General features: G+C 60.4%; 19 protein-coding genes. 9 read left to right on the top strand and 10 right to left on the bottom strand.

The features are described from left to right. Positions 1-39: 39 nt before the first annotated feature. On the bottom strand, positions 40-3,132 hold the full coding sequence (locus ACDZ94_RS19005; protein WP_064450894.1) for a transglycosylase domain-containing protein: 3,093 nt from the start codon (positions 3,130-3,132) through the stop codon (positions 40-42). A 425-nt stretch (positions 3,133-3,557) separates the two neighbouring features. Here ACDZ94_RS19005 and ACDZ94_RS19000 point away from each other — a divergent pair, with 425 nt between their 5' ends. After that, the gene (locus ACDZ94_RS19000; RefSeq protein ID WP_064450895.1) at positions 3,558-4,970 is read left to right on the top strand and encodes an amino acid permease; all 1,413 of its coding nucleotides are present in this window, start codon (positions 3,558-3,560) and stop codon (positions 4,968-4,970) included. A 62-nt stretch (positions 4,971-5,032) separates the two neighbouring features. Here the strand turns inward: ACDZ94_RS19000 and ACDZ94_RS18995 are convergent, their stop codons facing one another. From ACDZ94_RS18995 to ACDZ94_RS18980, 4 genes are all read right to left on the bottom strand, one after another. Continuing rightward, positions 5,033-6,157, bottom strand: a complete 1,125-nt coding sequence (locus tag ACDZ94_RS18995; protein WP_221294035.1) for an OpgC domain-containing protein — start codon at positions 6,155-6,157, stop codon at positions 5,033-5,035. Positions 6,158-6,290: 133 nt separating this feature from the next. Then, on the bottom strand, positions 6,291-6,587 hold the full coding sequence (locus ACDZ94_RS18990; protein WP_064450897.1) for a cupin domain-containing protein: 297 nt from the start codon (positions 6,585-6,587) through the stop codon (positions 6,291-6,293). Positions 6,588-6,654: 67 nt separating this feature from the next. Further along, the gene (locus ACDZ94_RS18985) at positions 6,655-8,274 is read right to left on the bottom strand and encodes an FMN-binding glutamate synthase family protein (protein ID WP_064450898.1); all 1,620 of its coding nucleotides are present in this window, start codon (positions 8,272-8,274) and stop codon (positions 6,655-6,657) included. Positions 8,275-8,302: 28 nt separating this feature from the next. Continuing rightward, positions 8,303-9,067: a helix-turn-helix transcriptional regulator gene (locus tag ACDZ94_RS18980; protein WP_064450899.1), complete on the bottom strand. Its 765-nt coding sequence runs from the start codon at positions 9,065-9,067 to the stop codon at positions 8,303-8,305. Positions 9,068-9,160: 93 nt separating this feature from the next. On the opposite strand from ACDZ94_RS18980, the gene ACDZ94_RS18975 reads away from it, so the two are divergent. From ACDZ94_RS18975 to ACDZ94_RS18965, 3 genes are all read left to right on the top strand, one after another. After that, positions 9,161-9,982: a carbon-nitrogen hydrolase family protein gene (locus ACDZ94_RS18975; protein WP_432750588.1), complete on the top strand. Its 822-nt coding sequence runs from the start codon at positions 9,161-9,163 to the stop codon at positions 9,980-9,982. A gap of 131 nt (positions 9,983-10,113) precedes the next feature. Further along, positions 10,114-11,439, top strand: a complete 1,326-nt coding sequence (locus ACDZ94_RS18970) for an APC family permease (protein ID WP_432750587.1) — start codon at positions 10,114-10,116, stop codon at positions 11,437-11,439. A gap of 100 nt (positions 11,440-11,539) precedes the next feature. Next, on the top strand, positions 11,540-11,812 hold the full coding sequence (locus ACDZ94_RS18965; protein ID WP_064450902.1) for a type B 50S ribosomal protein L31: 273 nt from the start codon (positions 11,540-11,542) through the stop codon (positions 11,810-11,812). 6 nt (positions 11,813-11,818) lie between these two features. Here the strand turns inward: ACDZ94_RS18965 and ACDZ94_RS18960 are convergent, their stop codons facing one another. The 4 genes from ACDZ94_RS18960 to ACDZ94_RS18945 all read right to left on the bottom strand — a co-directional run bounded on the left by ACDZ94_RS18960 (position 11,819) and on the right by ACDZ94_RS18945 (position 17,897). Beyond that, the gene (locus ACDZ94_RS18960; RefSeq protein WP_432750586.1) at positions 11,819-13,204 is read right to left on the bottom strand and encodes an ATP-binding protein; all 1,386 of its coding nucleotides are present in this window, start codon (positions 13,202-13,204) and stop codon (positions 11,819-11,821) included. Further along, the gene (locus ACDZ94_RS18955) at positions 13,201-15,012 is read right to left on the bottom strand and encodes a DAHL domain-containing protein (RefSeq protein ID WP_432750585.1); all 1,812 of its coding nucleotides are present in this window, start codon (positions 15,010-15,012) and stop codon (positions 13,201-13,203) included. Before ACDZ94_RS18955 ends, ACDZ94_RS18960 begins: the two co-directional genes overlap by 4 nt. Next, positions 15,009-15,947, bottom strand: coding sequence for a cytochrome-c peroxidase (locus ACDZ94_RS18950; protein ID WP_221296048.1), 939 nt, complete (start codon positions 15,945-15,947; stop codon positions 15,009-15,011). Before ACDZ94_RS18950 ends, ACDZ94_RS18955 begins: the two co-directional genes overlap by 4 nt. Before the next feature lie 75 nt (positions 15,948-16,022). Further along, positions 16,023-17,897, bottom strand: a complete 1,875-nt coding sequence (locus tag ACDZ94_RS18945; RefSeq protein ID WP_432750584.1) for a putative bifunctional diguanylate cyclase/phosphodiesterase — start codon at positions 17,895-17,897, stop codon at positions 16,023-16,025. Positions 17,898-18,154: 257 nt separating this feature from the next. Between ACDZ94_RS18945 and ACDZ94_RS18940 the strand changes: the two genes are divergently transcribed. Genes ACDZ94_RS18940 through ACDZ94_RS18930 form a run of 3 tightly spaced genes read left to right on the top strand, consistent with a single transcriptional unit; the run spans position 18,155 to position 20,495 of the window. Continuing rightward, positions 18,155-19,501 carry an HD domain-containing phosphohydrolase gene (locus ACDZ94_RS18940; RefSeq protein ID WP_064450907.1) on the top strand — a complete coding sequence of 449 codons (1,347 nt, stop codon included), beginning with the start codon at positions 18,155-18,157 and terminating at the stop codon, positions 19,499-19,501. 47 nt (positions 19,502-19,548) lie between these two features. Continuing rightward, positions 19,549-19,962 carry an NUDIX hydrolase gene (locus ACDZ94_RS18935; RefSeq protein ID WP_064450908.1) on the top strand — a complete coding sequence of 138 codons (414 nt, stop codon included), beginning with the start codon at positions 19,549-19,551 and terminating at the stop codon, positions 19,960-19,962. Between the two features lie 26 nt (positions 19,963-19,988). After that, positions 19,989-20,495, top strand: coding sequence for a GNAT family N-acetyltransferase (locus tag ACDZ94_RS18930; protein WP_221294041.1), 507 nt, complete (start codon positions 19,989-19,991; stop codon positions 20,493-20,495). A gap of 127 nt (positions 20,496-20,622) precedes the next feature. Here the strand turns inward: ACDZ94_RS18930 and metR are convergent, their stop codons facing one another. After that, positions 20,623-21,540, bottom strand: a complete 918-nt coding sequence (gene metR, locus ACDZ94_RS18925; RefSeq protein WP_064450910.1) for a transcriptional regulator MetR — start codon at positions 21,538-21,540, stop codon at positions 20,623-20,625. 193 nt (positions 21,541-21,733) lie between these two features. Between metR and ACDZ94_RS18920 the strand changes: the two genes are divergently transcribed. Together ACDZ94_RS18920 and ACDZ94_RS18915 are read left to right on the top strand one after the other, a co-directional pair. Further along, complete coding sequence (locus ACDZ94_RS18920) at positions 21,734-22,753, top strand: alpha/beta fold hydrolase (protein WP_432750583.1); 1,020 nt, start codon at positions 21,734-21,736, stop codon at positions 22,751-22,753. 55 nt (positions 22,754-22,808) lie between these two features. Then, on the top strand, positions 22,809-23,462 hold the full coding sequence (locus ACDZ94_RS18915; protein WP_064450911.1) for a DsbA family oxidoreductase: 654 nt from the start codon (positions 22,809-22,811) through the stop codon (positions 23,460-23,462). Positions 23,463-23,734: the final 272 nt, after the last annotated feature.

The following is a 23,734-nucleotide window of genomic DNA, read 5'->3' as shown; positions in this document are numbered from 1 at the left end:
GGGCGAAGATTACCCGGCCGTTTGCCAGGCGGCTGTTTTTCAGTGCTGACCCGCTACCGACAGACACAGGGTCTGCTCACCTGGCTTCAAGTACGGCATAAGAATCGGCGCCATGCCCTTGAGCACCTGCACGGGCAGCGCCGAGGTGAACTTGAAACCTTGCGCTGAACTGCCGGGCACAAACGCGGTGAGGGTGCCGAAGTGGCGGTCGCCGATATAGAACACAAAGGTGGCGGTGCGGTTGATCGACTTGGAACTGAGCACCCGCCCGCCGGCGCCGATGGCTTCAATGCGGTTGTCGCCGGTGCCGGTCTTGCCGCCCATGGCCAGCGGCGTGCCGTCGTCCAACTTGAAACTGCCGGCCACACGCTTGGCGGTGCCGGCGTCTACTACTTGGGACAAGGCCCCGCGCAACGCCCGCGCCACCTCCACCGGCATCACCCGTTTGCCGGTGGCGGGGTCGTTGATCACCTGGGTTTCATAGGGCGTACCGGCAGCAAAGTGCAGGCTGTCGATGCGCACCACCCTCGCGCGCACACCCTCGTTAAGGATGATCCCCATCAGTTCTGCCAGCGCCGCCGGGCGATCGCCGGAGCTGCCAATCGCGGTGGCCAGTGACGGCACCAGGTGGTCGAACGGATAACCGACCGCCTGCCAGCGCTGGTGAATATCGAGGAAGGCTTCCACCTCGAGCATGGTACGGATGCGACTGTCGCGTGCGCTCTGATGGCGGCTTTTGAACAACCAGCTATAGACCTCCTGGCGTTCGAATCGACTGGCCTTGACCACTTCGCTGAAGGTCGCCTCGGGATGGTTGAGCAAGTAGCCGATCAACCACAGGTCCAACGGGTGGACCTTGGCGATATAGCCCTGGTCGGGCAGGTCATAGGTGCCGGGGCCATAGGCCTTGTAGAGTTTTTGCAGGCGCTCGTCGGTGAGCTTCTCACTGGTTTTGACGCCGGTCAGGTGCGCGCGCACGAACAGGTTGAAACTGTCCTGGTTGGCGTTGGGCAGCAGGTAGCGGTGTACGGCGGCCAGGCGAATCGGCGTGGGGCGCAGGCCGTCGAGAAAGGTATCGAGGCGCGCCTGGGTGTCTTTCTTCTGGTACTTCTTCCAGAACTTGCGCAGGAAGGTCGTGCCCTCGCGGTCGGCAAAATCGGCGAGGTATTCCTGGCGGCGCGGGTCATTGTCGTCCTTGAGCAACTCGGCGCTGTTGTTGGCGCCGGAATAGGTGGTGTAGCGCACCACATCACGCATCAGGCGAATGAACGGCAGGTTGATCGACTCGCGCAGGGCGTCGCGCAAGGTCGGGCTGCGGCCGTTGTCTTCGTTGCGAAAATTATGGAAGTGATGCAGGCCGCCGCCGGTGAAAAAGCCTTCGTTGGGGCTGGCCGAGTAGGTGCGATCAAGGGCGCTGTCGAGCATTTTGGCCAGGGATTTGTCCGGTGTCTGGATCAGGTAGTCGAGGGCCCAGCGGCTCAGGCGGTCCTGGTCGTCGACGGCGACTTTTTTCAGCGCGGCGGGGGCTTGGGCGGCGTACTTGTCGTGCAGCTCGGTGATGATTTGCAGGTAAGTGGTCAGCACCCGCAACTTGGCGGTGGAGCCCAGTTCCAGTTTGCTGCCTTCGTTGATATCGAAAGGCTGGTCGGTGTTGTCAGTTTGTACGCGTACCCGTGAGCCATCTGGCGTCAGCTCGAACAACGTGAAGCTGTAGCGCACTTGCGCGGTGTTGGCCGGGGTCAGGAGGCGCTCGCCAAGCAGGCCGATCTGGCGCGCAAAGTCGGGATCGGCGAGGTGCTTGAGGTAATCGCTGACCTGGCCCTGCAATGGGGCTTGCAGGGTGGTGGTGGCCGAGAGGTCGAGGCGGTCGAGGTCGTACAGCGGTCGGTCGAGCAGGGCAGCCAGGCGTGCACGGGCCATGCTGATGCCTTTGTTGGTCTCCACGGGCTGCACCGTCGGTTGTTGTAACCAGTCGCGGTAGCTGACGTTGGTCGCCAGTGCGGCTTGCAGCAGTGCCGGAGTAATCACGCTGTTCTGCGCCAGCAGCCGTAGATGGCTGTCGGTGAGTTGGGCCAGTTCTTCGCGGCCTTTGGCCAGATAGTGCGAAGGACGGCGCTGGGCGATGATCAACGACAGCACTTCACGCAAGGCCAGGCCTTGCTCGGCGCTCACCGGGCCGACCAGCGCCTGGTTGACCTGGTTGAAATCGGCGCCGTACCACACCCGCAAACCCTCGGCCAGGCCATGCACTTCGCCGTGGCCGGGCACCGCCGACAGCGGCACGCTGTTGAGGTAGTCACGCAGGATATTCTGCCGTGCCGGTAAGGTGTCCGGCCCATCGCGATAGGCGCGCACGGCGGCGGAAAACATCTGCCGCAGTTTTTCCTCGCCCGATACGGTCAGGCCATCCGGGGAATGACGGTACTTTTCCAGCTGGGTCGCCAAGGTACTGCCGCCGGCACTCTGGCCCGGCAGGTGCAGCACCTTGGCGACTTGTGACCAGGCGGCCTTGGCAAAGCGCGGCCAGTCCACGGCAGGGTTGGCCTGGGGCTGGGTGGGGTCGAGCAGGTCGCGGTTTTCGATAAAGAGCAGGCTGTTGACCACCACGGGCGGGATCGCCGCGAAGCTTTGGTACAGCTGTTGCGGGTAGTTGTACTGGTACAGCGGCACGGCGCGGCAGTCGGTAATGGACAGCCCGGCCTGGATCTTTTCCGCATAGGGCACAAACAGGCCCTTGGCGCTGTAGTCCATCAGTGCGGGTGAAAAGCGTGCCTGGGCCTCAATCACATAACCGCGCTTGAGCAGGCGCGGCAGGAACGTGCCGAGGTCGCTGTAACCCAGGCGTCGGTCGAAGGGACCGGCTCCCGGATAGGTAATGGCCTGACTGGGGCCGGGCTTCACCTGATAGGTGAGGTCGCGCGCCAGGCGGCTGAGTTCCTGGGCCTGCAGACGGGAGGTGCGCATCTCTTTGGCGGCGGCAAACCCCAGGGCAATCAGCGCCATCAACACAATCAACCCGAAGAGGCGCCGTACATAGCAGGGCCTGGGTTTATTTTTAGGTAAAGGCGCTGGGTCCGAACTGCCTTGTAGTTTCGCAGCTTTGCTCGATTCGGTTTGCCACAGTGCGCCCATAGTCGATTGATCCTTAACGCAGATTGATCGGACTTGCCTGAAGCTTAGTCGCTGAGGGCGGGGTGTGAGGGATTTGTGTGTCAGGCATATCGCGGTGGCAGGTTTTAGGGCGGCTTCGCCACCCAACGCGGGGCAAGCTCGCCACAGAAAGCCATTTTTCAGGGGCGCGCACCGCGACGTTTTGTCGCCCTATCCAGGTTAAATGCTCCTGTAAAATGGCATTTTGGCCGACGCATCCCCTAAATTGGATCGTTTTTATAGTGAAAGAACCTGCTCTCAGCTTTTTATACTGCATGCCCCGCTGATCTTGCCCGGCAAGAAGGGCCCGTCCATGAGGCGGCCCGGTTTCGACAAGGGCGCAGGCTTACCGGCCGGCCCCTGGAAACTCGACGGACACTCCAATAACAAAATGAGGTTGTACCCTTATGCCAGTCGGCAACCCACTGCCCCATGGCGAGACCGCTCAAGGCGGCCCGCTCAAACGTGAACTCGGTGAACGGCATATTCGCCTGATGGCCCTTGGCGCCTGTATCGGTGTCGGCCTGTTCCTGGGCTCGGCCAAGGCCATTGAAATGGCTGGCCCGGCGATCATGCTGTCTTACATCATTGGCGGCCTGGCGATCCTGGTGATCATGCGCGCGCTCGGCGAAATGGCGGTGCACAACCCCGTCGCCGGCTCGTTCAGCCGCTATGCCCAGGATTACCTCGGCCCGTTGGCGGGTTTCCTCACCGGCTGGAACTACTGGTTCCTGTGGCTGGTAACCTGCGTGGCGGAAATTACCGCCGTCGCCGTGTACATGGGCGTGTGGTTCCCCGACACCCCGCGCTGGATCTGGGCCCTGGCGGCGCTGATCAGCATGGGCACCATCAACCTGATTGCGGTCAAGGCGTTCGGTGAGTTCGAATTCTGGTTCGCGCTGATCAAGATCGTCACGATCATTGCAATGGTCATCGGTGGCATCGGCATCATCGCGTTCGGCTTCGGCAATGACGGCGTGGCACTGGGTATCTCCAACCTGTGGGCCCACGGCGGCTTTATGCCCAACGGCGTGCAAGGCGTGTTGATGTCGCTGCAAATGGTGATGTTCGCCTATCTCGGCGTGGAAATGATCGGCCTCACCGCCGGTGAAGCGAAGAACCCGCAGAAGACCATCCCCAGTGCCATCGGCTCGGTGTTCTGGCGCATCCTGCTGTTCTATGTGGGCGCGCTGTTCGTAATTCTGTCGATCTACCCGTGGAACGAAATCGGCACCCAGGGCAGCCCGTTCGTGATGACCTTCGAGCGCCTGGGCATCAAGACCGCCGCCGGCATCATCAACTTCGTGGTGATTACGGCGGCACTGTCGTCGTGCAACGGCGGTATTTTCAGCACTGGGCGCATGCTCTACAGCCTGGCGCAGAACGGCCAGGCCCCGGCCACCTTCGGCACCACCTCAAGCAACGGCGTACCCCGCAAGGCGCTGCTGTTGTCGATCTTCGTGCTGTTGCTGGGCGTGCTGCTCAACTACATGGTTCCGGAAAAAGTCTTTGTGTGGGTGACCTCCATCGCCACCTTCGGCGCGATCTGGACCTGGCTGATGATCCTGCTGGCCCAGCTCAAATTCCGTAAGAGCCTGAGCCCCGCCGAACAGAAGGCGCTGAAATATCGCATGTGGCTGTACCCGGTCAGTTCGTACCTGGCGCTGGCATTCCTGGTGCTGGTGGTGGGGCTGATGGCGTACTTCCCGGACACGCGTATCGCGCTGTACGTGGGCCCGGTATTCCTGGTGCTGCTGACGGTGCTGTTCTACGTGTTCAAGTTGCAGCCGAGCAATGCCGGGGTGCGTGCTCAAGCCTGACCTCTCAGCACTCAACAAATAGCCGCTCAACAAAAAGCCCCTTGATCGGGGCTTTTTGTTTTTCAGGCGGTAGCCACGTGGGGCGATTGGCTCAGGCGTTTGTTGAACTCCAGCCAGGCCCCCAGCGCGGCCATCAGTGCAGCCCCCATCAGCGCGGTGAAAATCTGCACGGCAAAGGCATCGCCAGCCAGGGCGTTGATCATGTCCGCCAACGGTGCCAACAGTACGCCCAGGCAGAACACTTCCAGCGAGTAACGCCCCATCCGGCAGGTCTGCTGTGCCAGCCAGTTTTGCGTCCAGGCACGCCCCGGCAACAGTTTGGCGGTGACGTAGGCCAGGGCCAGGAAGTGCAGCAGACGCACGGGCGAGAGGTCGGTCTTGCTGATCGGATACAGCAGGTCGCTCAAGGCTGACGGCATCAGCGCGTCGTGTATGTCGGGCCAGCGCCAGCCGATCGTGATGACACCCGCGACCAGCACATAGGCCGCAGCCGCCACAAACAACGGCTGCCGCAGCAGCGGCCGATTGTCCTGTGGCCTTGGGCGTTGCCCGTGAATCGCCGCCGCCCCGCCCAGCACAAACAGCAACTGCCAGGTGACGGGGTTGAAGTACCACACACCGTCGGCAATCGCTGCCAGGTTCCAGCCCAGATGCGGCGCCAGCAGATAGACCGCCAGCGACACCGCGACCACCGCCCAGGTGTGACGCAAGAGCGACGGCAGCACCAGCGGCAGGCCGGCGAGCAACACGATATACAGCGGCAACGGGTCCATCAGGTTCGGCTTGAAGCGCAGCAGCAATTCATCCACCAACGCTTGCTGCGGGTGCGTAACGAAGTGCGTCAGGCCCATCTCCTCGACCAGGTCGCGGGTTTCCACATGGCTGTTGGCGAAGAACACAATGCCCATCAACATCGCCAATAGGAAGATATGCACCACGTACAACACCCATGTGCGCCGCAGGATCTTCAGGCAGGCCATCCCGTAACCTTCGCGCTGCAGGACCTTGCCGTAGGCCAGCACCGAGGCGTAGCCGGCAAGAAACACGAACACTTCGGCAGCATCACTGAAGCCGATATTGCGCAGGGTAATCTGGCCGAGGGGATTGTGGGGGACGTGATCCCAGAAAATGAAGATCAACGCCAGGCCCCGAAAAAAATCGATGCGCGGGTCGCGTCCGTTCAGCATGGCAGCGGGCTCTTGAACAAATAAGTTTAGTAATGACAGGCGAATGCGCGTGTTGTCGTACGCCGCACGTCGGGCGGGCGCAGGTTGGCGGTATTTGTAAGCAATTGCAAAGGCGGGGTATTACTGAATGTCTCTAGACATCAATGATCACCAAGGTGCCGTGGCTACCGGCAAGTACGGCATGCGCGGTGCCGGCTTCCACCAGGTACATCTGGCCGGCACCCACGCGTATTTCGTGATTGCCGATGCTCAGGCGCAACTGGCCGCTGACTACCAGCAGCCCTTCGTTGTAAGTGTGGGTTTCTTCTTCGTAGGCCTGTTCATCCATTCGCAACACTTTGATCCGCGCCGGGCCTACCTGGCCGAGGCGGGTGGATTTCCAGCTGTCAGGCAGTTGCTCGGCGATGGCAGCGAAGTCCAATAACGGCATGATGAATCTCCTTGTTTCAACGATGCCGTCGGTGGTCCGGTTCAGCGGGCAGGTGTTTGTTTAGCTATCAGGCAGCAGCGATTTCATTGGGCTCAAAACTGTCCGCCCGCGCCATCTGCCACATGCGCGAATAGAACTCGCCGTTCACCTCGCCCGTGAGCAATTCACCGGGCTTGAGGAACACATGCAACTGCGAGAACAGCTTGATTTCAGTTGCGGACATACGCCGCACCAAATGCTTGGCCGACAGCTGCGCTGGATGATCCAGGCCGGCTGCCGCAAGCATTTCCGCCAACGCCTTGAGGGTGTTGCGGTGGAAGTTGAACACGCGCTGGGCCTTGTCCGGCACCACCAGGGCGCGCTGGCGCAACGGGTCCTGGGTGGCGACGCCGGTCGGGCATTTGTTGGTGTGGCAGCTTTGTGACTGGATACAGCCGATGGCGAACATGAAGCCGCGTGCCGAGTTGGCCCAGTCGGCGCCGATGGCCAGGACGCTGGCGATATCGAACGCACTGACGATCTTGCCGCTGGCGCCGAGTTTGATCTTGTCGCGCAGGTTCAGGCCGACCAGGGTGTTGTGCACAAACAGCAGGCCTTCACGCAGCGGCACGCCGATATGGTCGGTGAACTCCACGGGCGCGGCGCCGGTGCCGCCTTCCTTGCCGTCGACCACGATAAAGTCCGGGAGAATGCCGGTTTCCAGCATGGCCTTGGCAATGCCCATGAACTCCCACGGGTGGCCCAGGCAGAACTTGAAACCCACGGGTTTGCCGCCGGACAGTTCGCGCAATTGGGCGATGAACTGCATCATTTCAATCGGCGTGGAGAAGGCACTGTGGCGCGACGGCGAGACGCAGTCTTCACCCATCATGATGCCGCGGGTGTCGGCGATTTCCTGGGTGACCTTGTGCTTGGGCAGGATCCCGCCATGGCCGGGTTTGGCGCCCTGGCTCATCTTGATTTCGATCATGCGCACTTGCGGGTTTTGCGCTTGCACGGCGAAGCGTTCCGGGTCGAAACGGCCGTCGCTGGTGCGGCAGCCGAAGTAGCCGCTGCCCAGTTCCCAGGTCAGGTCGCCGCCGTTTTCACGGTGGTAGGGGCTGATGCTGCCTTCGCCGGTGTCATGGGCAAAGTTGCCGAGCTTGGCACCTTGGTTCAACGCGCGAATGGCGTTGGCGCTCAGGGACCCGAAGCTCATGGCCGAGATGTTGAACACCGACGCCGAGTACGGCTGCTTGCATTGCGGGCCGCCGACCATCACGCGAAAGGCGCTCGGGTCACTCAACGGCGCGGGGCGCATGGAGTGGCCGATAAATTCGAAACCCGACTGGTATACGTCGATCAAGGTGCCGAAGGGTTTATCGGCGGTTTCGTTCTTGGCGCGCGAGTAAACCAGCGAGCGCTGGGCCCGGGAGAAGGGCAGGGCGTCGCTGTCTGATTCCAGCAGGTACTGGCGGATTTCCGGGCGGATGGCTTCTACCAGGTAACGGATATTGCCCAGGATCGGGTAGTTGCGACGCACCGCGTGGGGGCTTTGCAGCAGGTCGAAAATCCCGATCAGGCTGAGAATGCCGGTGACCACGGTGATCGGCCACAGCCATTCATGTTCGATAAAAGGGAGGCTGGCGAGGGTGAAAATGACGCACACGGCAAAGAAGGCGTAACGGCTTAGTAACGACAGGCTCATACGGTTTTCCTTGGTTCGGACTCATCGGCTAGGCGTTTTGCGCCTGAAGAAAGATCGAGAACAGCTCTGACTGGGATTTGATCCCTAGCTTGCTGTACATGTGTTTCTTATGGACTTTCACGGTTTCAACAGAGATTTCCAGCTTACGGGCGATTTCCTTGCTGGAGCAACCGCTGAGCATCAAGCGGCCCACATCCAGCTCACGGGCAGTCAATTGCGCGCCCCACTCATCATTCTGGACGGGCGGCTGCGGTGTGCTGACCTGGTTAAGCTCGAAGGGCAGGCGTTGGCGCAGCAAACTCAACACCCAGGGTTGGATCAACGACAGCAAGGCGATTTGCTGCGGGTCAAAACGCTGCTTTGAGCCCAGTGACAGGCACAGGGTACGCCCGTCCGCCAGTTGGCAATTGAACTGGATTTCATCGGCCACCACGTTCAGGCGAAAGTAACGCTGGTAATACTCGGTGAGCTCGAAATGCTCCGGCGCCACTTCAGCCAGGCGAAACAGGCCGGTGCGCGAATGCTCGCGGCTGGCGATGTAGAAGGGGTCGAGCAGGTACAGGCCGTTCAGGTAGTCCTGGAACAGATGGTCCGGCGTGCCATCGGCGCCTGGGCATTCGGCGAACACCAACGGGCGATGCGCGCTGCTGAACAGCAACACCACCCAACTGTCGAACGGCACGTAGGCGTCGAGCAACCGGACCAGTTGGGTCCAGAAGTTGGCCTGATCCAGGGCGTCTATCATTTGCCCCACCGAACGGTGCCAGGCGATGTCTTGCAGCGACATGGTCATTGATCTACCCCTATCGGGTTACCCCTGCCGCGTAATTCCCTGGCGGGGTGTGGCTGCGCATACTGCGGCACAGATTGAGAACAAGGAATACCCATGAAGGTCGAATTTGCCCAGTTGGCAGGTCGTGATAACGGCAAAGCTTACAACCTTGAGCGCGCCTTGGCGGCAATTGCTGCCTGCGCCGCCGATACGCAACTGATCGTATTCCCGGAAACCCATCTGATGGGCTTCCCGTCAGCCGAGACCGTTGCCGACATCGCCGAACCGGTGGATGGCCCTACCGTGCAGGCTGTTATCCAGGCTGCCCGTGCACGCAATATCGGCGTGGTCGTCGGCATGGCCGAGCACGACGGCGGCCAATTCTACAACACCACGTTGCTGATCACGCCCGAAGGCATCGCCCTGCGTTATCGCAAGACCCATTTGTGGGCCTCGGATCGCGGCGTGTTCACCCCGGGTGATCGCTACGCGACCTGCCTGTGGAACGGCGTGCGCGTCGGCCTGTTGATCTGCTACGACATCGAGTTCCCGGAAACCGCCCGCGCCCTGGCGCAGTTGGGCGCCGAGTTGCTGATCGTCACCAACGGCAACATGGACCCGTATGGCCCCACGCACCGCACCGCGATCATGGCCCGTGCCCAGGAAAACCAGGCGTTTGCGCTGATGGTCAACCGGGTGGAAGAGGGCGATGGCGGCCTGTTGTTTGCCGGTGGCAGTGCGCTGGTCGACCCGCTGGGCACCTTGTTGTTCGAGGCTGGGCGCGAGGAAGGGCAATTTACCGTCGAGCTGGATCTCGACCAACTGGTGGCGGCTCGCAAGGACTACCGCTACCTGGATGACCAGCGCTTGAAATTGCCGGGTGAGGTGATAGAGCGCAGCGATGGGACCCGCGAGTTGTTGATTCCTAAAGCCTGATCGTCTTCGACGAGTGAGGTTGCGGTGGCGAGCCCGCTCGCCACAAACGCTGTTTGAACATAAGAAAAATGACACCCGAGTCACCCACTTCAGTTCTGCCATAAATCTAATAAATCAGCGGAGAATCGCTCATGGCTCGTTTGCAACGCACCCTGTCGTTAGGGTCGGTGGTGCTGTTTGGCATCGCCTATATGACGCCGATCATTGTGCTCGGTACCTTCGGCATCCTCGCACAATCCACCGCCGGCATGGTCCCCGCGGCCTACCTGGCCGCCCTGGTGGCGATGTTCTTTACCGCCATGAGTTACGGGCGTATGGCCCAGGCATTTCCGGTCGCCGGTTCTGCCTACAGCTATGTGCGCAAGGCGATCAGCCCCAAGCTGGGTTTTATCGCCGGTTGGGCGGTGTTGCTCGACTACCTGTTTTTGCCCATGGCCATCTGGCTGATCGGTGCGGCCTACCTCAATTCGGCGTTTCCTTCGGTGCCGCAGTGGGTCTGGGTACTGGCGTTTATCGGCATCACCAGCGCGATCAATATTGTCGGCCTCAAGCTCGCCAACGGCATCAACGCCTTGCTGATGCTGGTGCAGTTTTTAGTGTTGATCGCGTTTGTTGCGCTGTGCATTCACTACATCGGCGGCAACCCCAGCCAACCCCTGTGGACCCTCACGCCGTTCTTCAACGGACAGATGCAAATGCCGCTGATCATGAGCGGCGCGGCCATCGCCTGCTATTCATTCCTGGGCTTTGACGCGGTCAGTACCCTCACCGAAGAAACCCGCGACCCACGCCGCACTATCCCACGGGCGATCATGTTGATTACCTTGATCGGCGGGCTGATTTTTGTGGCGGTGTCCTACTTTGTGCAGATCGCTCATCCGTCGTTTGAATTCGCCAATGTGGATTCGGCCGCGTATGAAATTGCGCGCAATATCGGCGGTGATGTGTTTGTGTCGATTTTCCTGATCGGTCTGATCGTCGGCCAGTTCGCCTCGGGGCTGTCGGCCCAGGCCAGTGGTTCGCGCTTGTTGTATGCCATGGGCCGTGACGGTGTGTTGCCCAAGTCATTCTTCGGCACATTGCATGCGCGCTTCGGCACGCCGGTCAACAGCATCTTGTTGTGTGCGGTTGTGGCGTTGCTGGCGCTGAAGCTGGATGTGACCACCTCCACGTCGTTCATCAACTTTGGTGCCTTCCTGGCGTTCAGCCTGGTGAACCTGTCGGTGATCTTTCACTACTGGATCGGCGCGAAAGCGCGTGGAGTACGAGCGTTGATCCTGTTCCTGCTGTTCCCGGCCATCGGCCTGGTTGCGGATGTGTGGCTGATGGTCAGCCTCGACCACCTGGCGATTTACCTGGGCCTGGTGTGGTTGGCGATCGGCCTGGTTTACCTGGGTTTTCTCACCCGGGGCTTCTCGCGACAGCCGCCGGAAATGGACTTCCAGGAAACCGCATAGAAGCTTGCGGTCTATTCTTATTGCAATCGGTTCTCGTTTGGGTGCGTATTTTATGTTATTGTATAACACATCAAATGCACCCAAACGCCCCGGAGGCCTTATGAAAGCTGGTATCCATCCCGACTACCGCACCGTGCTGTTCCACGACACCGCCGCCGACGCGTTCTTCCTGATCGGCTCCACTGCCGACAGTGATCGCACCCATAAACACAGCGACGGCCACACTTACCCTTACATCCCGCTGGACGTGTCCAGCGCCTCGCACCCGATCTACACCGGCCAACAGCGCAAGACCCAGGCCGAAGGCCGGATTGCCGGGTTCAACAAGCGTTTCGCTTCGTTTGGGTCGAGCCCGAAAAAAGCCGAGGCATGAGGTCGTTTAAGCCGTTTGCCGAATGGGCAGCACCACTTTAAAGGTGGTGCCTTTGCCCAATTCGCTACGGACGGTGATAGCGCCACGGTGTTTTTTGACGATGCCGTAGGAGAGTGACAAGCCCAACCCGGTCCCTTCGCCTACCGGCTTGGTAGTGAAGAATGGATCGAAGATTTTCTGCACGCTGTCCGGGGCAATCCCGCAGCCGTTGTCTGCGACTTCCAACCAAATGTTCTCGCCATCCACCCCATTGCTGATGGTAATAGTGCCGCGCTCCGGCCCCATGGCTTGCGCCGCATTGATGACCAGGTTCATCACCACTTGGTTGAGCTGCGACGCCAGGCATTCGATTTCCGGCAGCGGCGCGTAGTGCTTGACCACGTCGGCCTTGTACTTGAGTTCGCTGGCGACAATGTTCAAGGTCGAGTCGATGCCCTGTTGCAGGTTCGCCCACTGCCAGTTCTGATCGTTATCCACCCGGGAAAAGTCCTTCAAATCCTTGACGATCTGTACCACGCGGCCAATACCCTCTTTCGATTCGCGAAGCAGCGTGGGAATGTCTTCCTTGAGGAAATCCAGGTCCAGACGCCGGCGCAGGGCTTCGAACTGCTCACTGTCTGTGGCGGTTTCGGCCTGTCGATAGGCATCGAGCATCTCTTGGAGCTGGTCAAAGTAACCCCCCAGAGTGCCGAGATTGGACGAAATAAACCCCACCGGGTTATTGATTTCGTGGGCCACGCCGGCCGCCAGTTGGCCCAGGGAGGCGAGTTTTTCCGACTGCACCAGCTGGCTTTCCAGCTGTTTACGCTCGTCGATCTCCAGTTGCAGTGCCTGGCTTGCCTGGGTCAGTGCCTGGGTGCGTTGCTCAACCAGGTGTTCCAGGTGGCTGGTTTGCAAAGACGCGCGCCGCGCCATGCTCCATTTTGCGGCCAGGGTATTGGCCATCTGCTGTACTTCAATGTTGTCGAAGGGTTTTTTAAGGATCAGCAGGCGGTCATGGGCTTGCAGGCGAAACAGCAGCTCTTCCCAGGAGTAATCCGAGTAGGCCGTACACACCACCACTTGCAGGTCCGGGTCAACTTTCCAGAGTTCTTCAATGGTCTGCGCACCGTCCCAGCCTTGGGGCATGCGCATGTCGACAAAGGCCAGGGCATAGGGTTTTTGCTCGGCCATGGCGACCTCAAGCAACTTCAGCCCCTCTTGGCCACCGTAGGCCGAGTCCAGTTCGAACACGGGGCCATGCGGCGTGTCGCTGGCACCGAATAGCGCAGCTTCCATGTCGTCCAGCGCCTGGTTCTGTTCCATGGGCGGCATGAGGATTTTGCGGAAGTCTTCGTGAATCGATGGTGTGTCGTCGATCAGCAGAATGCGCCGGTTCGAAGGTTCGTTCATGCTTGGCCTGCTGCATCGTTAAGTGGGATTTGCAACGTGAACACGGCGCCTTTGCCTGGCCCGTCGCTATGGGCGGTGAGGTGGCCGTTCATTTCAATGGCCGCCAGGGCGCAGCTGTGCAGGCCGAAACCATGACCCTCTTTGCGTGTGGTGAAGCCGTGGGTAAAGATCCGCGTCATGTTTTCGGCGGGGATGCCTTCGCCTTCGTCCTTGACGCTGATCTGCAAGAGGCTGTCCTCCAGTGTCGTGATCGCCAAGGTGATCTGCCGTGGGCGGTCGGTCAGGTTCGACATGGCGTACTTGGCGTTGCTGATCAGGTTGACCATGATCAGCAGCAACCGGTGTTTGTCCGCCATCAGTTGCGGCACCTCGGCATACTCCTTGACCACCGTCACATGGTGGCGATTCAGCGCCCCGGCGTTCATGCGCAGGGCGTCGTCCATCAAGGCACCGATCTCCACGGGCTCCAGCAGGCTGGAAGCGCCGGCGTAGGATTGCTGGGTGGAGACGATGTCCTTGATGTGGTCCACGCTCTTGCTCAACTGCGCCAGTTCATCGGTCAGGCCCTGTTGCTCGAGGGCGATGGCCTCCACCAGTTGGTTGAGGTAGCCGGGCAGCAATTTGCCTTTCTCGTCCTCGCGCAGGTAAGTACCCAGGTCGTCAGGGTGCTCGTTGATCAGTTGCATGGCCTTACCCAGCCCCAGTGCCTTGCTGGTGCGCAGCTTGCGTGCGACCAGTTCGGCGGAGATGTTTACGCTGTTGAGCACGTTGCCGACGTTGTGCAGCACATTGGTCGCGATTTCCGCCATGCCGGCCTGGCGGGCGCTGTCCAGCAGTTCGCTCTGGGCATCTCTGAGTTCCCGCGTGCGCGCCTCGACGCGCTGTTCAAGGCTTTCATTGACCCCGTGCAAGGCGCGGTTGACCCGGTTGATCTCGGCAAAGCTGCGCAACAAGCGAATGGCCAGGTACAACAAGAGCACGACCAGCAGCGTAGAAAATACCAGCAGGTAGCGGTGGTATTTCTGGTCAATCAGGTCGGCGGCGGCCTGGTCCTGGTTGAGTTGGGTGGTCAGGTCATCCAGTTGATCTGAAAGGGGAATCGCGGCGATGCGACCGAGCAGGTCATTGACGATGGGTTGCTCGCGCAAAATCAACGCGATGTGGTTACTGAGAATCTCCACCGGCACCTGGAATTCGGTTGGCAGGTTTTCTTTGTTCACCGCCAGTTTGTTCAGCCCCACGAGGATGTCCGCGGCTTTGTCGTCGCTTGTCACCTGGGCGAACTCCAGGGCGCTGAGCAGCAAGTCGTAAGTGTCGGTGGCGATGCTTTGCTGTTCCAGCTTGTCGGTGTCTTTGAGTCGCAGGAAATGCGCCTGGATATCGTCTTCGGCGGTCGGCAAAAAGGCCAGGGAATTGCGCAGTACCGCATTGTGCGATTTGAACTGCTCCACTAATCGGGCCTTTTCCTGAATCGACTGACGATAAGCATCCTGCGCGGCCAGCCAGTCGGCTGGGTGTTCGTGGTGGTGTTGCCCTTCGCGACTTTCCAGCAGGGTCCACAGTTGGCTCATTTCCTTGAGGGGGGCCACCAGCGGGTCATAGTTGTGGGTGAGGGCGATCCTGGCCTTGAGCACCTCGACGTCCCACTGGGAATTGAGTTGCTTGATCTGGCGGATCAGGTCGCGCGACTCGGTGTAGGTGGTGGACTGGTCGCCGATCGATTTGAGGTACAGAAATACCAGCACCGAGGCCAGTATCAGGGCGATGCCGCTGAGCGTGATCAGGCTGGCGAGGCGGGATGATTTCATAGGGGCTTGCCTGCCCATTCGCCGGTCAGCGTCTTGAGGAATTTGATGATCAGCGTCTTGTCCTCCGCCGACGGAATTCGCCCGAGTTGGTACTTGAACATGATGTCGACGGCCTCCTCCAGGGTCTTGGCCGAGCCATCGTGAAAGTACGGCGCGGTGACGGCAACGTTGCGCAGGCTCGGCACCTTGAACACGTTGCGGTCTTCCTCGTCCTTGGTCAGCAGGTAGCGGCCCAGGTCGGCTTCGGTCGGGTTGCCACGGGCCTTGAAGTAATCGCCCATCACCCCGAACTTCTGGTACATGTTGCCGCCGATATTGGCGCCCTGGTGGCAGGCGATACAGCCATAGTCCTTGAAGCGTTGGTAGCCATATTTCTCATCGGTGGTGAGGATGTCGGTATTGCCTTGCAGGTACTGGTCGAAGCGCGAATTGGGTGTGAGCAACGTGCGTTCATAGGTGGCCAGGGCGTCCTGCACGTTGGCTGCCGTCACCCCGTCGGGATACACCTGCTGGAACGCGGCCTGGTAGGTGGGCAGTGCCGATAGGGTCCGGACCACAGTCTGCCAGTCGTTGCCCATTTCCATAGGGCTGACGACCACCTGTTCAACCTGCGCTTGCAGGGTGTCGACCCTGGCGTTCCAGAATTGTTTGAAGTTCAGGCTGGCGTTGAATACCGTCGGGGTGTTGAGCTTGACCGGCTTGCCATCGAAACCCAGGGAAAATGCGCTGTTATCGTCACCACCGGCTTCCAGATTATGGCAACTGGCACAAGACTTGGAGTTATTGACGGACAGTTGCGTCTCATTGAATAACTGGCGCCCCAACTCCACGGTGGCTGCATCCAGCGTCGGCACCGGCGGCAATGGTTTGAGCGGTTCATCCAACGGTGCTGCCGTGACGGGCAGGCAGGTGCCATAACCCAGGGCCAGGGTCATGCCCAGAACCCGTGGTGACAGGTGAAGAGTGCGTGGTGTGCTGCGGCTCAAGCGGTCGCTCCTTGCGGCAAAAGATCAGTGGGCAGGCAACAGGCTGGGGTGCCCGGTTTGCAGCAGTTGGGCGAATTCATCGGCGGCTACGGCCTTGCTGAACAGGAAACCCTGGCCCTCTTCACACTGGTGAGCTTTCAGAAATTGCAGCTGTGCAATGGTTTCCACGCCTTCGGCGACGATGTTCAAGTCCAGGCTTTTACCCAGGCTGATGATTGCGCTGATCAATTGCGCGTCCTGGCTGTTGTTGCTCAAACCGCGAATGAACGATTGATCGATTTTCAGCACATCAATCGGAAAGCGTCGCAGGTAGCTGAGGCTGGAATACCCGGTGCCGAAGTCGTCAACGGACAGCCGCACGCCCAGTGTCTTGATCTCGCGCAAGGTGGTGAGCGTGTCTTCGACGTTTTGCATCAGCACGCTTTCCGTGATTTCCAACTCCAGCAACTGTGGCGTCAGGCCCGTTTGCTCAAGGATCGCCGCCAGGTTGACGACAAAGTTACGCTGGCGAAAATCAATCGCTGAAATATTCACCGAGATACAGGTCGGCGGCAGCCCGGCGGCCTGCCACGCGCGCGCTTGCTCACACGCCTGGCGCAACACCCATTGGCTCAACGGTACGATCAGGCCACTGTCTTCGGCCACGGGAATGAAGGCGGACGGGTAGATCCAGCCATGATCGGGCTGATGCCAGCGAATCAACGCTTCGGCGCCGACGATTTTCCCGCTGTGCAAGTCCAGTTTCGGCTGGTAGTGCAAGGTGAATTCATCGCGCTGCAGGGCCTGCCGGATGGCGCTTTCCAGGCTTTGCTGTTCCTGCGCGCGCAGGTTCATCTCGTCGATGAAAAAACTGAAATCGTTGGGGCCTTGGTCTTTGATGGCGCGCATCGCGGTTTCGGCTTTTTTGATCAATTCCACGGCGCTGCTGCTGTCATCGGGGTAAACACTGATGCCAAGGCTTGCGGTGACGCTCAGGTCGTGGCCGGCCACATAGTGGGTGGTGCTGACGGCGGCGAGGAGTTTTTCGGCAATGTACTGGGTTTGCTGGGGATGCTTGATGTCGTTGAGGATCAGCACAAATTCGTCGGAGCCGTAGCGAAACACCGAATCCGACTCGCGCACCGTCGCCACCAGGCTTTGGCTGACAAGCTTGAGCATTTCATCGCCGACCGGATGGCCCAGGGCATTGTTGATGCGCTTGAAGCGGTCCAGGCCAATAAAGATCACGGCCAGTTGGGTGCCATGCCGTCTGCAGACGGCAGTGGCTTGGGTCAGGCGGTCGCCCAGCAGGGTGCTGTTGGGCAGTTCGGTCAGGGCGTCGTATTGCAACAGGTGCGAGACCTTGAGCAGTTCCTGGACCCTTTCCTCAATCGTGCGTTCGAGCCCGATCAGCTTGAATGCGGCGTCCTGCGCCAACTGCCATTTCCAGGTCAGGGCACTGGCCATCTGGCGAATTTCCAGGTCGTCGAAGGGCTTTTTCAGGATCAGCAACTGGTCGTCGTATTTGAGGCGCGCCTCAATGGCTTCGAAGGAGTAGTCGGAGTAGGCCGTGCAAAGGGCGATTTGCAGGTTGGGGTCAACGTTCCATAGCTGTTCGATAGTTTCCAGGCCATCCCAGCCCGGCGGCATGCGCATATCGATGAAGACCAGGGCATACGGGGCGTTGTCGGACAGGGCTTTGTTCACCAGGGCCAGCGCTTCCTGGCCCTGATAGGCGGAATCCAGCACAAAGGTCTGGCGCACGGCCGGGGCGCTGCCGAACAGGGTTTCTTCGATGCTGTCCAGGGTCTGGCCGCCGTTGGCGTCGGCGCACAGGATCTTGCGGAAGTCCGCGTGGATTGAGGCGGTATCATCGACGATCAGAATGCGTCGATTGGCGCGTTCCGAGCGCGGACTCATGATTGATACCCTGAGGCGTGCAACAACATGCTCTGGCGCATAGGGCTTCCTTACCTCGAATGCTTCGGTACATGGGGACGGTCGCCAGCTTCATGCGACAAGCATAGTCGGCTCCCTTGAATAAGTCGGCCAGTTGGCGTCAAATCAAAGTCAGCTACCCCGACCGTCATCTAGCGCTCAATGCGTGAGCAAGTACAGCGGTGGATCACGTCGGGCCGCAATGAAGCAATTGTGTGTCATTGCCAGGAGGTGTCGCCATGGATGAACAAACTGCTACGACTCCCCCCTACACCCCCACCATTTTGCTGGTCGACGACGAAGAATCGATCCTCAATAGCCTGCGCCGCCTGCTGCGTGGCCAACCCTATGATGTGCGGTTGGCTGGCAGTGGTGCCCAAGCCCTGGAAATCATGGCGGCCCAGCCCATCGACCTGGTGATGACCGACGCGCGCATGCCGGCCATGGACGGGGCGATGCTGCTGGCCGAGACCCACCGCCTGTACCCGTCCACCACCCGCATCCTGCTGACCGGCTATGCCGACATGAGCATGATGATCAAGGCGATCAACGAAGGTCAGATTCACCGCTACATCAGCAAGCCCTGGAACGACGAGGAAATGCTGCTGACCTTGCGTCAGTCCCTGGACCACCAGCATTCCGAGCGCGAACGGCTGCGTCTTGAACAGTTGACCCGCGAGCAGAACGACCAGTTGAAGGCCCTTAACGCGACCCTGGAAAAGCGCGTCGAAGCCCGCACCAGTGAGTTGCAGCAAACCGCCGATATGCTCGACCTGGCCTACGACGAACTCAAGCGCAGCTACGTGACCGGCACCGAAGTGTTTTCACTGTTGGCCAACTTGCGCCTGCCCAAGCAGAAGCAGACCAATCGCCAGCTGATCGAGCTGATTCGGGTGTATTGCAAGGCCCAGGCGATGGACGAAGCCAGTGCCCGCGACCTGACCATGGCCGCCGCGCTCTATAACATCGGCAAATTGAGCTGGAGCGACAGCATGATGGTCGCGCCCTCGGACATGCTGCACAGCACCGACCGTGAACGCTATCGGGCCTACCCGACCCAGAGCGAGTCGTTGTTGATGACTCTGGAGCCGATGAAGGACGCCGCGCGCTTGATTCGTCATCACCAGGAACGCTGGGACGGCAGCGGTTTTCCCGACCACCTCAAAGGCGAGTTGATCCCCTCGGGCGCCCGGTTATTGAAGCTTGCGGTCGATTTTATCGAGCTGCAAAAGGGCCTGATCCTCGAGCGCCACATGAACAGCGATGAAGCGCTGCTCTACATCCGTAAATACGCCGGCAAGCTCTATGACCCGGATATGGTCGAAGACTTCGTGCAGGCCTGCGCCGCGTTCCTCAGTGACGTGACGCTGGGGGATTCAAGCGTGAAGGTCTTGACCACTCGCGAACTCGCCGAGGGCATGGTGCTGGCGCGCAATCTCAACGCCGATAACGGCATGCTGCTGCTCAACGCCGGCAAGGTGTTGAACCTGCCGCTGGTGGACAAGTTGATTGCGTTTGAGGCGATGGAAGGGGCCAAGTATTCGGTGTTTATCAAAGAACCGGATGTGGCTGCGCTTCCCGGTTAAGACGCTTTCTGTGATCCTTGCACCTTTGCATTCAAGGCATTTTTTACATGACATCGACTATTCGCATCGCCGCCGCGCTGTTGATCGGCAGCGACGGCCAAACGCTGCTGGTGCGCAAGCGCGGCACCCAGGCCTTCATGCAGCCAGGCGGCAAGATTGACGCGGGCGAACAGCCCGCCGAAGCCTTGGCCCGTGAGCTGTACGAGGAGCTCAACCTGCACATCGACCCTAGCGACGCCGTGTATTTGGGGCACTTCTCGGCGCCTGCCGCCAACGAGCCGGGTTTCATTGTGGAAGCTGAACTGTTCCAGGTGCACATCGACGTGGCGGTGACGCCCGCGGCTGAAATCGAAGAAGTGCGCTGGATCGACCCGGCCGGTGATGGCGGCCTGCACTTGGCACCACTGACCCGCGACCTGATCCTGCCGTTTTATCGCGCCTCCCTGACGGCTACCGCCTGATTCACAGGCGCAAAGGACTGCAACGAATGATGATTCGCACCCTGGATGCCCATGACGCCGAGGCTTATCGAACGTTGATGCTTGAGGCGTATGACGCCTACCCCCAGGCGTTCACGTCCAGCGTGGCCGAGCGATCGGCCATGCCGTTAAGTTGGTGGGAAAAACGCATTGAGAGCCCGCTGGATCACTTGCTCGGCGCGTACCTCGGCGACGAACTGGTCGGAATTGTCGGCCTGGCCTTCGAGCCCCGTGAAAAGGCACGGCACAAGGTGACCTTGTTCGGCATGTACGTCACGCAGGCTTATCAAATGAAGGGCCTGGGTCGTCGGTTAGTGGAGGCGGCACTCGTCGAGGCGTGCAAGCATCCGCGCCTTAAGGTGATTCAACTGACCGTCACCGCCGGCAACGACGCAGCCTTTGCGTTGTACCAGCGTTGCGGGTTTATTCAGTACGGCCTGGAGCCGCTGGCGGTGCGGGTGGGTGTCGAGTATTTCGACAAAATCCACATGTGGCGCGAACTCAACGTTGCCTGAAATCCCATGGGGACACTCGATCCAATGTGGGAGCTGGCTTGCCTGCGGTGGTCTCGCCTCGGTGCTGCAGCCAGATCGCGTCGTCTGCATCACAGGCAAGCCATCCCCGTATTTTGATCTGTGCCGTTCAGCGAACGGCGCTGACGCCGTCCAGCGTGGAAAACGACGTGTCCTTGGCCGTGAGTAAAAAGTCGCGCATGTACGGCGCGTCCAACATGTCGGCGCGAATCCCTGCATACAGCGTGGCAAACAGCCCTTTCTCGCCCAAACGCTTGGCCTTCACGTAACCGCGCGAGCTGTATTCATGCAGCGCCCAATGCGGCATGCCGCACACGCCCCGGCCGCTGGCCACCAGTTGCATCATCATCACGGTCAGCTCCGAGGTGCGCACCTGGGCTGGCTCCACATCGGCCGGTTCCAGGAAGCGGGTGAAGATGTCCAGGCGATCGCGCTCCACCGGGTAGGTGATCAGGGTTTCGGTCAGCAGGTCTTGGGGCACGATGTACGACTTGTTCGCCAGCGCGTGCTGGTTGGCCACGGCCAGCATGGCTTCGTAGGTGAACAGCGGCACATAGGTGATGCCCGGCAGCTCCAGCGGGTCGGAGGTCACCACCAGGTCCAGGTCACCACGGGCCAGGGCCGGTAAGGGCGCGAAGGCAAAACCCGAGGCCAGGTCGAGCTCGACCTCTGGCCAGGCATCGCGAAACTGGTCGATGGTCGGCATCAGCCACTGGAAGCAGCTGTGGCATTCGATCGCCATGTGCAAACGCCCGGCGGTGCCGCCAGCCAGGCGCGCGATATCGCGTTCGGCGCCACGCAGCAAGGGCAGGGTGGCGTCGGCCAGTTGCAGCAGGCGCAGGCCGGCGCTGGTGAAGCGCAGCGGCTTGGTCTTGCGCACGAACAACTGCATGCCCAGGCGCTCTTCCAGCTCCTTGAATTGGTGGGAGAGTGCCGATTGCGTCAGGTGCAGGCGCTCGGCGGCTTCCACCAGGCTGTCGGCTTCGCGCAGTGCGTGCAGAGTCTTGAGGTGACGAATTTCGAGCACGGGCGCTCCATGAAAATAATTTGTGATGGGCAGAACTGCCGTGAGTTTGTCTCATGTTGCAATGCCTGTCGATAAGGCATCGACCACGACCGCTGGGCACTCTTCATCAAACTGTCACAGAACTGTGGCAGCGCGCTTGAACAAACTTCATCAGACTCGCGCTCTACTGGGGTTCTGCGTTTCGGTGTTTTTCATGCGCGTGTTGCTTTTACTGGCCGCTCTATTGTTCGGCCTGCCGTCTTTTGCGGCTTCTCGATGTGATGTCAATGTCCCGACGCAAACCGTCGATCTGGCTCAGGTGAGCATTGCCTACCAGAGCATCGGCCGTGCGTCCGACCCTGCGTTGCTGCTGGTGATGGGCCTGGGCGGGCAGTTGATCCACTGGCCGGATGAAGTCGTCGTGGCCCTGTGTGAACAAGGTTTCCGGGTCATCCGCTACGACAACCGTGATGCGGGCTTGTCCACTTGGCGCCAAGCCCCGGCCAGTGCCAACCTGACCTTTGAAGTGCTGCGCTACAAGCTCGGGCTGCCGGTGGCGGCGCCGTACACGCTGACCGACATGGCCGACGACGCACTGGGCTTGATGGATGCTTTGCAGATCCGCCAATTCCATGTGCTGGGCGCGAGCATGGGCGGCATGATCGCCCAGCACCTGGCGGCCATGGCGCCGCAACGGGTCGAGAGCCTGACGTTGATCATGACCAGCTCCGGTGCCGAAGGCTTGCCGGCGCCGAATGCGGCGCTGGTGCAGTTGTTGTCCCGGCGCAGTGCGCCCAATCGTGAGGTGGCGCTTGAGCAACAGGCCGATCTGCTGGCGGCATTGGGCAGCCCGTATGTGAAAGACGATCGCCAGGCGCTGCTGCACCAGGCGGCGCTGTCCTACGACCGGGCTTTCAACCCGGACGGCGTCAAGCGCCAGATCATGGCGATCCTCGCCGAGCCTAGCCGTGTGCCATTGCTCAACCAACTGCGTGTGCCGACGCTGGTCGTGCACGGCACGGCCGATCCGTTACTGCCGGTGATGCACGGCGTGCACCTGGCCGCGCATATTCAGGGCAGCCAATTGAAGCTGATTCCCGGCATGGCCCATCGTTTCCAGGAGGCTTTCAAGGCACCGCTGCTGACGGCGGTGCTGCCGTACCTGCAAGCCCATCGCGAGGATGCTGCGCACTGGGCGCAGATTGACCTGGGCCAGCCTTCGAAGGTGTTGTGAAGTTGGTGTATCGTGCACCCTTTACGGCGCGCTAATGCCAACGAGGTTGCCTACCATGAGTACTCCCCTGAAAATCGATTTCGTCAGCGACGTGTCTTGCCCCTGGTGCATCATCGGCCTGCGTGGCCTGACGGAAGCCCTCGACCAGCTTGGCAGCGAAGTGCAGGCCGAGATCCATTTCCAGCCGTTCGAACTGAACCCGAATATGCCCGCCATCGGGCAGAACATCGTCGAGCACATCACTGAAAAATACGGCTCCAGCGCCGAAGAGTCCCAGGCCAACCGTGCGCGTATTCGCGACATGGGCGCGGCGTTGGGCTTTGCCTTTCGTACCGACGGCCAGAGCCGCATCTACAACACGTTCGATGCTCATCGGCTGCTGCATTGGGCCGGGCTTGAAGGCTTGCAATACAACCTCAAGGAAGCGCTGTTCAAGGCCTATTTCAGCGATGGTCAGGACCCGTCCGACCACGCGACGCTGGCGATCATCGCCGAAAGCGTCGGCCTGGACATCAAGCGTGCGGCGCAGATTCTCGCCTGCGATGAATACGCCGCCGAAGTTCGTGAACAGGAACAGCTGTGGATCTCCCGGGGCGTGACTTCGGTGCCGACCATCGTGTTCAACGACCAGTACGCGGTCAGCGGTGGCCAGCCGGCGGAAGCCTTTGTCGGTGCGATTCGCCAGATCATCAGCGAAGCGAAGGGCTGAACCGTGGAGTAGGGTGCTTGCTCCCTGGCCTATGGAGATCCAAAGGTGGGGCTTGCTCGCGAATGCGGTGGGTCAGTCAATACATCCCTGGCTGAACGACCGCCATCGCGGGCAAGCCCGGCTCCCACATTTGAACGGTGGCGGGCGCAGAATTCTGGTCAGACACAGATCAGTGTGGGAGCTGGCTTGCCTGCGATGGCGGTGGGCCAGTCAGCTTATCTGCTGCTGATACACCACTATCGCGGGCAAGCCCGGCTCCCACATTTGAACGG

It is taken from the genome of Pseudomonas sp. UBT, assembly GCF_050915955.1.
GTDB lineage: Bacteria > Pseudomonadota > Gammaproteobacteria > Pseudomonadales > Pseudomonadaceae > Aquipseudomonas > Aquipseudomonas antarctica_A.
This window is presented reverse-complemented; position numbering and strand designations above follow the sequence as displayed.

What these genes read in the sequence shown, in the direction of transcription:
- ACDZ94_RS19005 (WP_064450894.1), bottom strand. Translation starts at nt 3,132, where the DNA reads ATGGGCGCACTGTGGCAAACCGAATCGAGCAAAGCTGCGAAACTACAA.
- ACDZ94_RS19000 (WP_064450895.1), top strand. Translation starts at nt 3,558, where the DNA reads ATGCCAGTCGGCAACCCACTGCCCCATGGCGAGACCGCTCAAGGCGGC.
- ACDZ94_RS18995 (WP_221294035.1), bottom strand. Translation starts at nt 6,157, where the DNA reads ATGCTGAACGGACGCGACCCGCGCATCGATTTTTTTCGGGGCCTGGCG.
- ACDZ94_RS18990 (WP_064450897.1), bottom strand. Translation starts at nt 6,587, where the DNA reads ATGCCGTTATTGGACTTCGCTGCCATCGCCGAGCAACTGCCTGACAGC.
- ACDZ94_RS18985 (WP_064450898.1), bottom strand. Translation starts at nt 8,274, where the DNA reads ATGAGCCTGTCGTTACTAAGCCGTTACGCCTTCTTTGCCGTGTGCGTC.
- ACDZ94_RS18980 (WP_064450899.1), bottom strand. Translation starts at nt 9,067, where the DNA reads ATGACCATGTCGCTGCAAGACATCGCCTGGCACCGTTCGGTGGGGCAA.
- ACDZ94_RS18975 (WP_432750588.1), top strand. Translation starts at nt 9,161, where the DNA reads ATGAAGGTCGAATTTGCCCAGTTGGCAGGTCGTGATAACGGCAAAGCT.
- ACDZ94_RS18970 (WP_432750587.1), top strand. Translation starts at nt 10,114, where the DNA reads ATGGCTCGTTTGCAACGCACCCTGTCGTTAGGGTCGGTGGTGCTGTTT.
- ACDZ94_RS18965 (WP_064450902.1), top strand. Translation starts at nt 11,540, where the DNA reads ATGAAAGCTGGTATCCATCCCGACTACCGCACCGTGCTGTTCCACGAC.
- ACDZ94_RS18960 (WP_432750586.1), bottom strand. Translation starts at nt 13,204, where the DNA reads ATGAACGAACCTTCGAACCGGCGCATTCTGCTGATCGACGACACACCA.
- ACDZ94_RS18955 (WP_432750585.1), bottom strand. Translation starts at nt 15,012, where the DNA reads ATGAAATCATCCCGCCTCGCCAGCCTGATCACGCTCAGCGGCATCGCC.
- ACDZ94_RS18950 (WP_221296048.1), bottom strand. Translation starts at nt 15,947, where the DNA reads ATGACCCTGGCCCTGGGTTATGGCACCTGCCTGCCCGTCACGGCAGCA.
- ACDZ94_RS18945 (WP_432750584.1), bottom strand. Translation starts at nt 17,897, where the DNA reads ATGAGTCCGCGCTCGGAACGCGCCAATCGACGCATTCTGATCGTCGAT.
- ACDZ94_RS18940 (WP_064450907.1), top strand. Translation starts at nt 18,155, where the DNA reads ATGGATGAACAAACTGCTACGACTCCCCCCTACACCCCCACCATTTTG.
- ACDZ94_RS18935 (WP_064450908.1), top strand. Translation starts at nt 19,549, where the DNA reads ATGACATCGACTATTCGCATCGCCGCCGCGCTGTTGATCGGCAGCGAC.
- ACDZ94_RS18930 (WP_221294041.1), top strand. Translation starts at nt 19,989, where the DNA reads ATGATGATTCGCACCCTGGATGCCCATGACGCCGAGGCTTATCGAACG.
- ACDZ94_RS18920 (WP_432750583.1), top strand. Translation starts at nt 21,734, where the DNA reads ATGCGCGTGTTGCTTTTACTGGCCGCTCTATTGTTCGGCCTGCCGTCT.
- ACDZ94_RS18915 (WP_064450911.1), top strand. Translation starts at nt 22,809, where the DNA reads ATGAGTACTCCCCTGAAAATCGATTTCGTCAGCGACGTGTCTTGCCCC.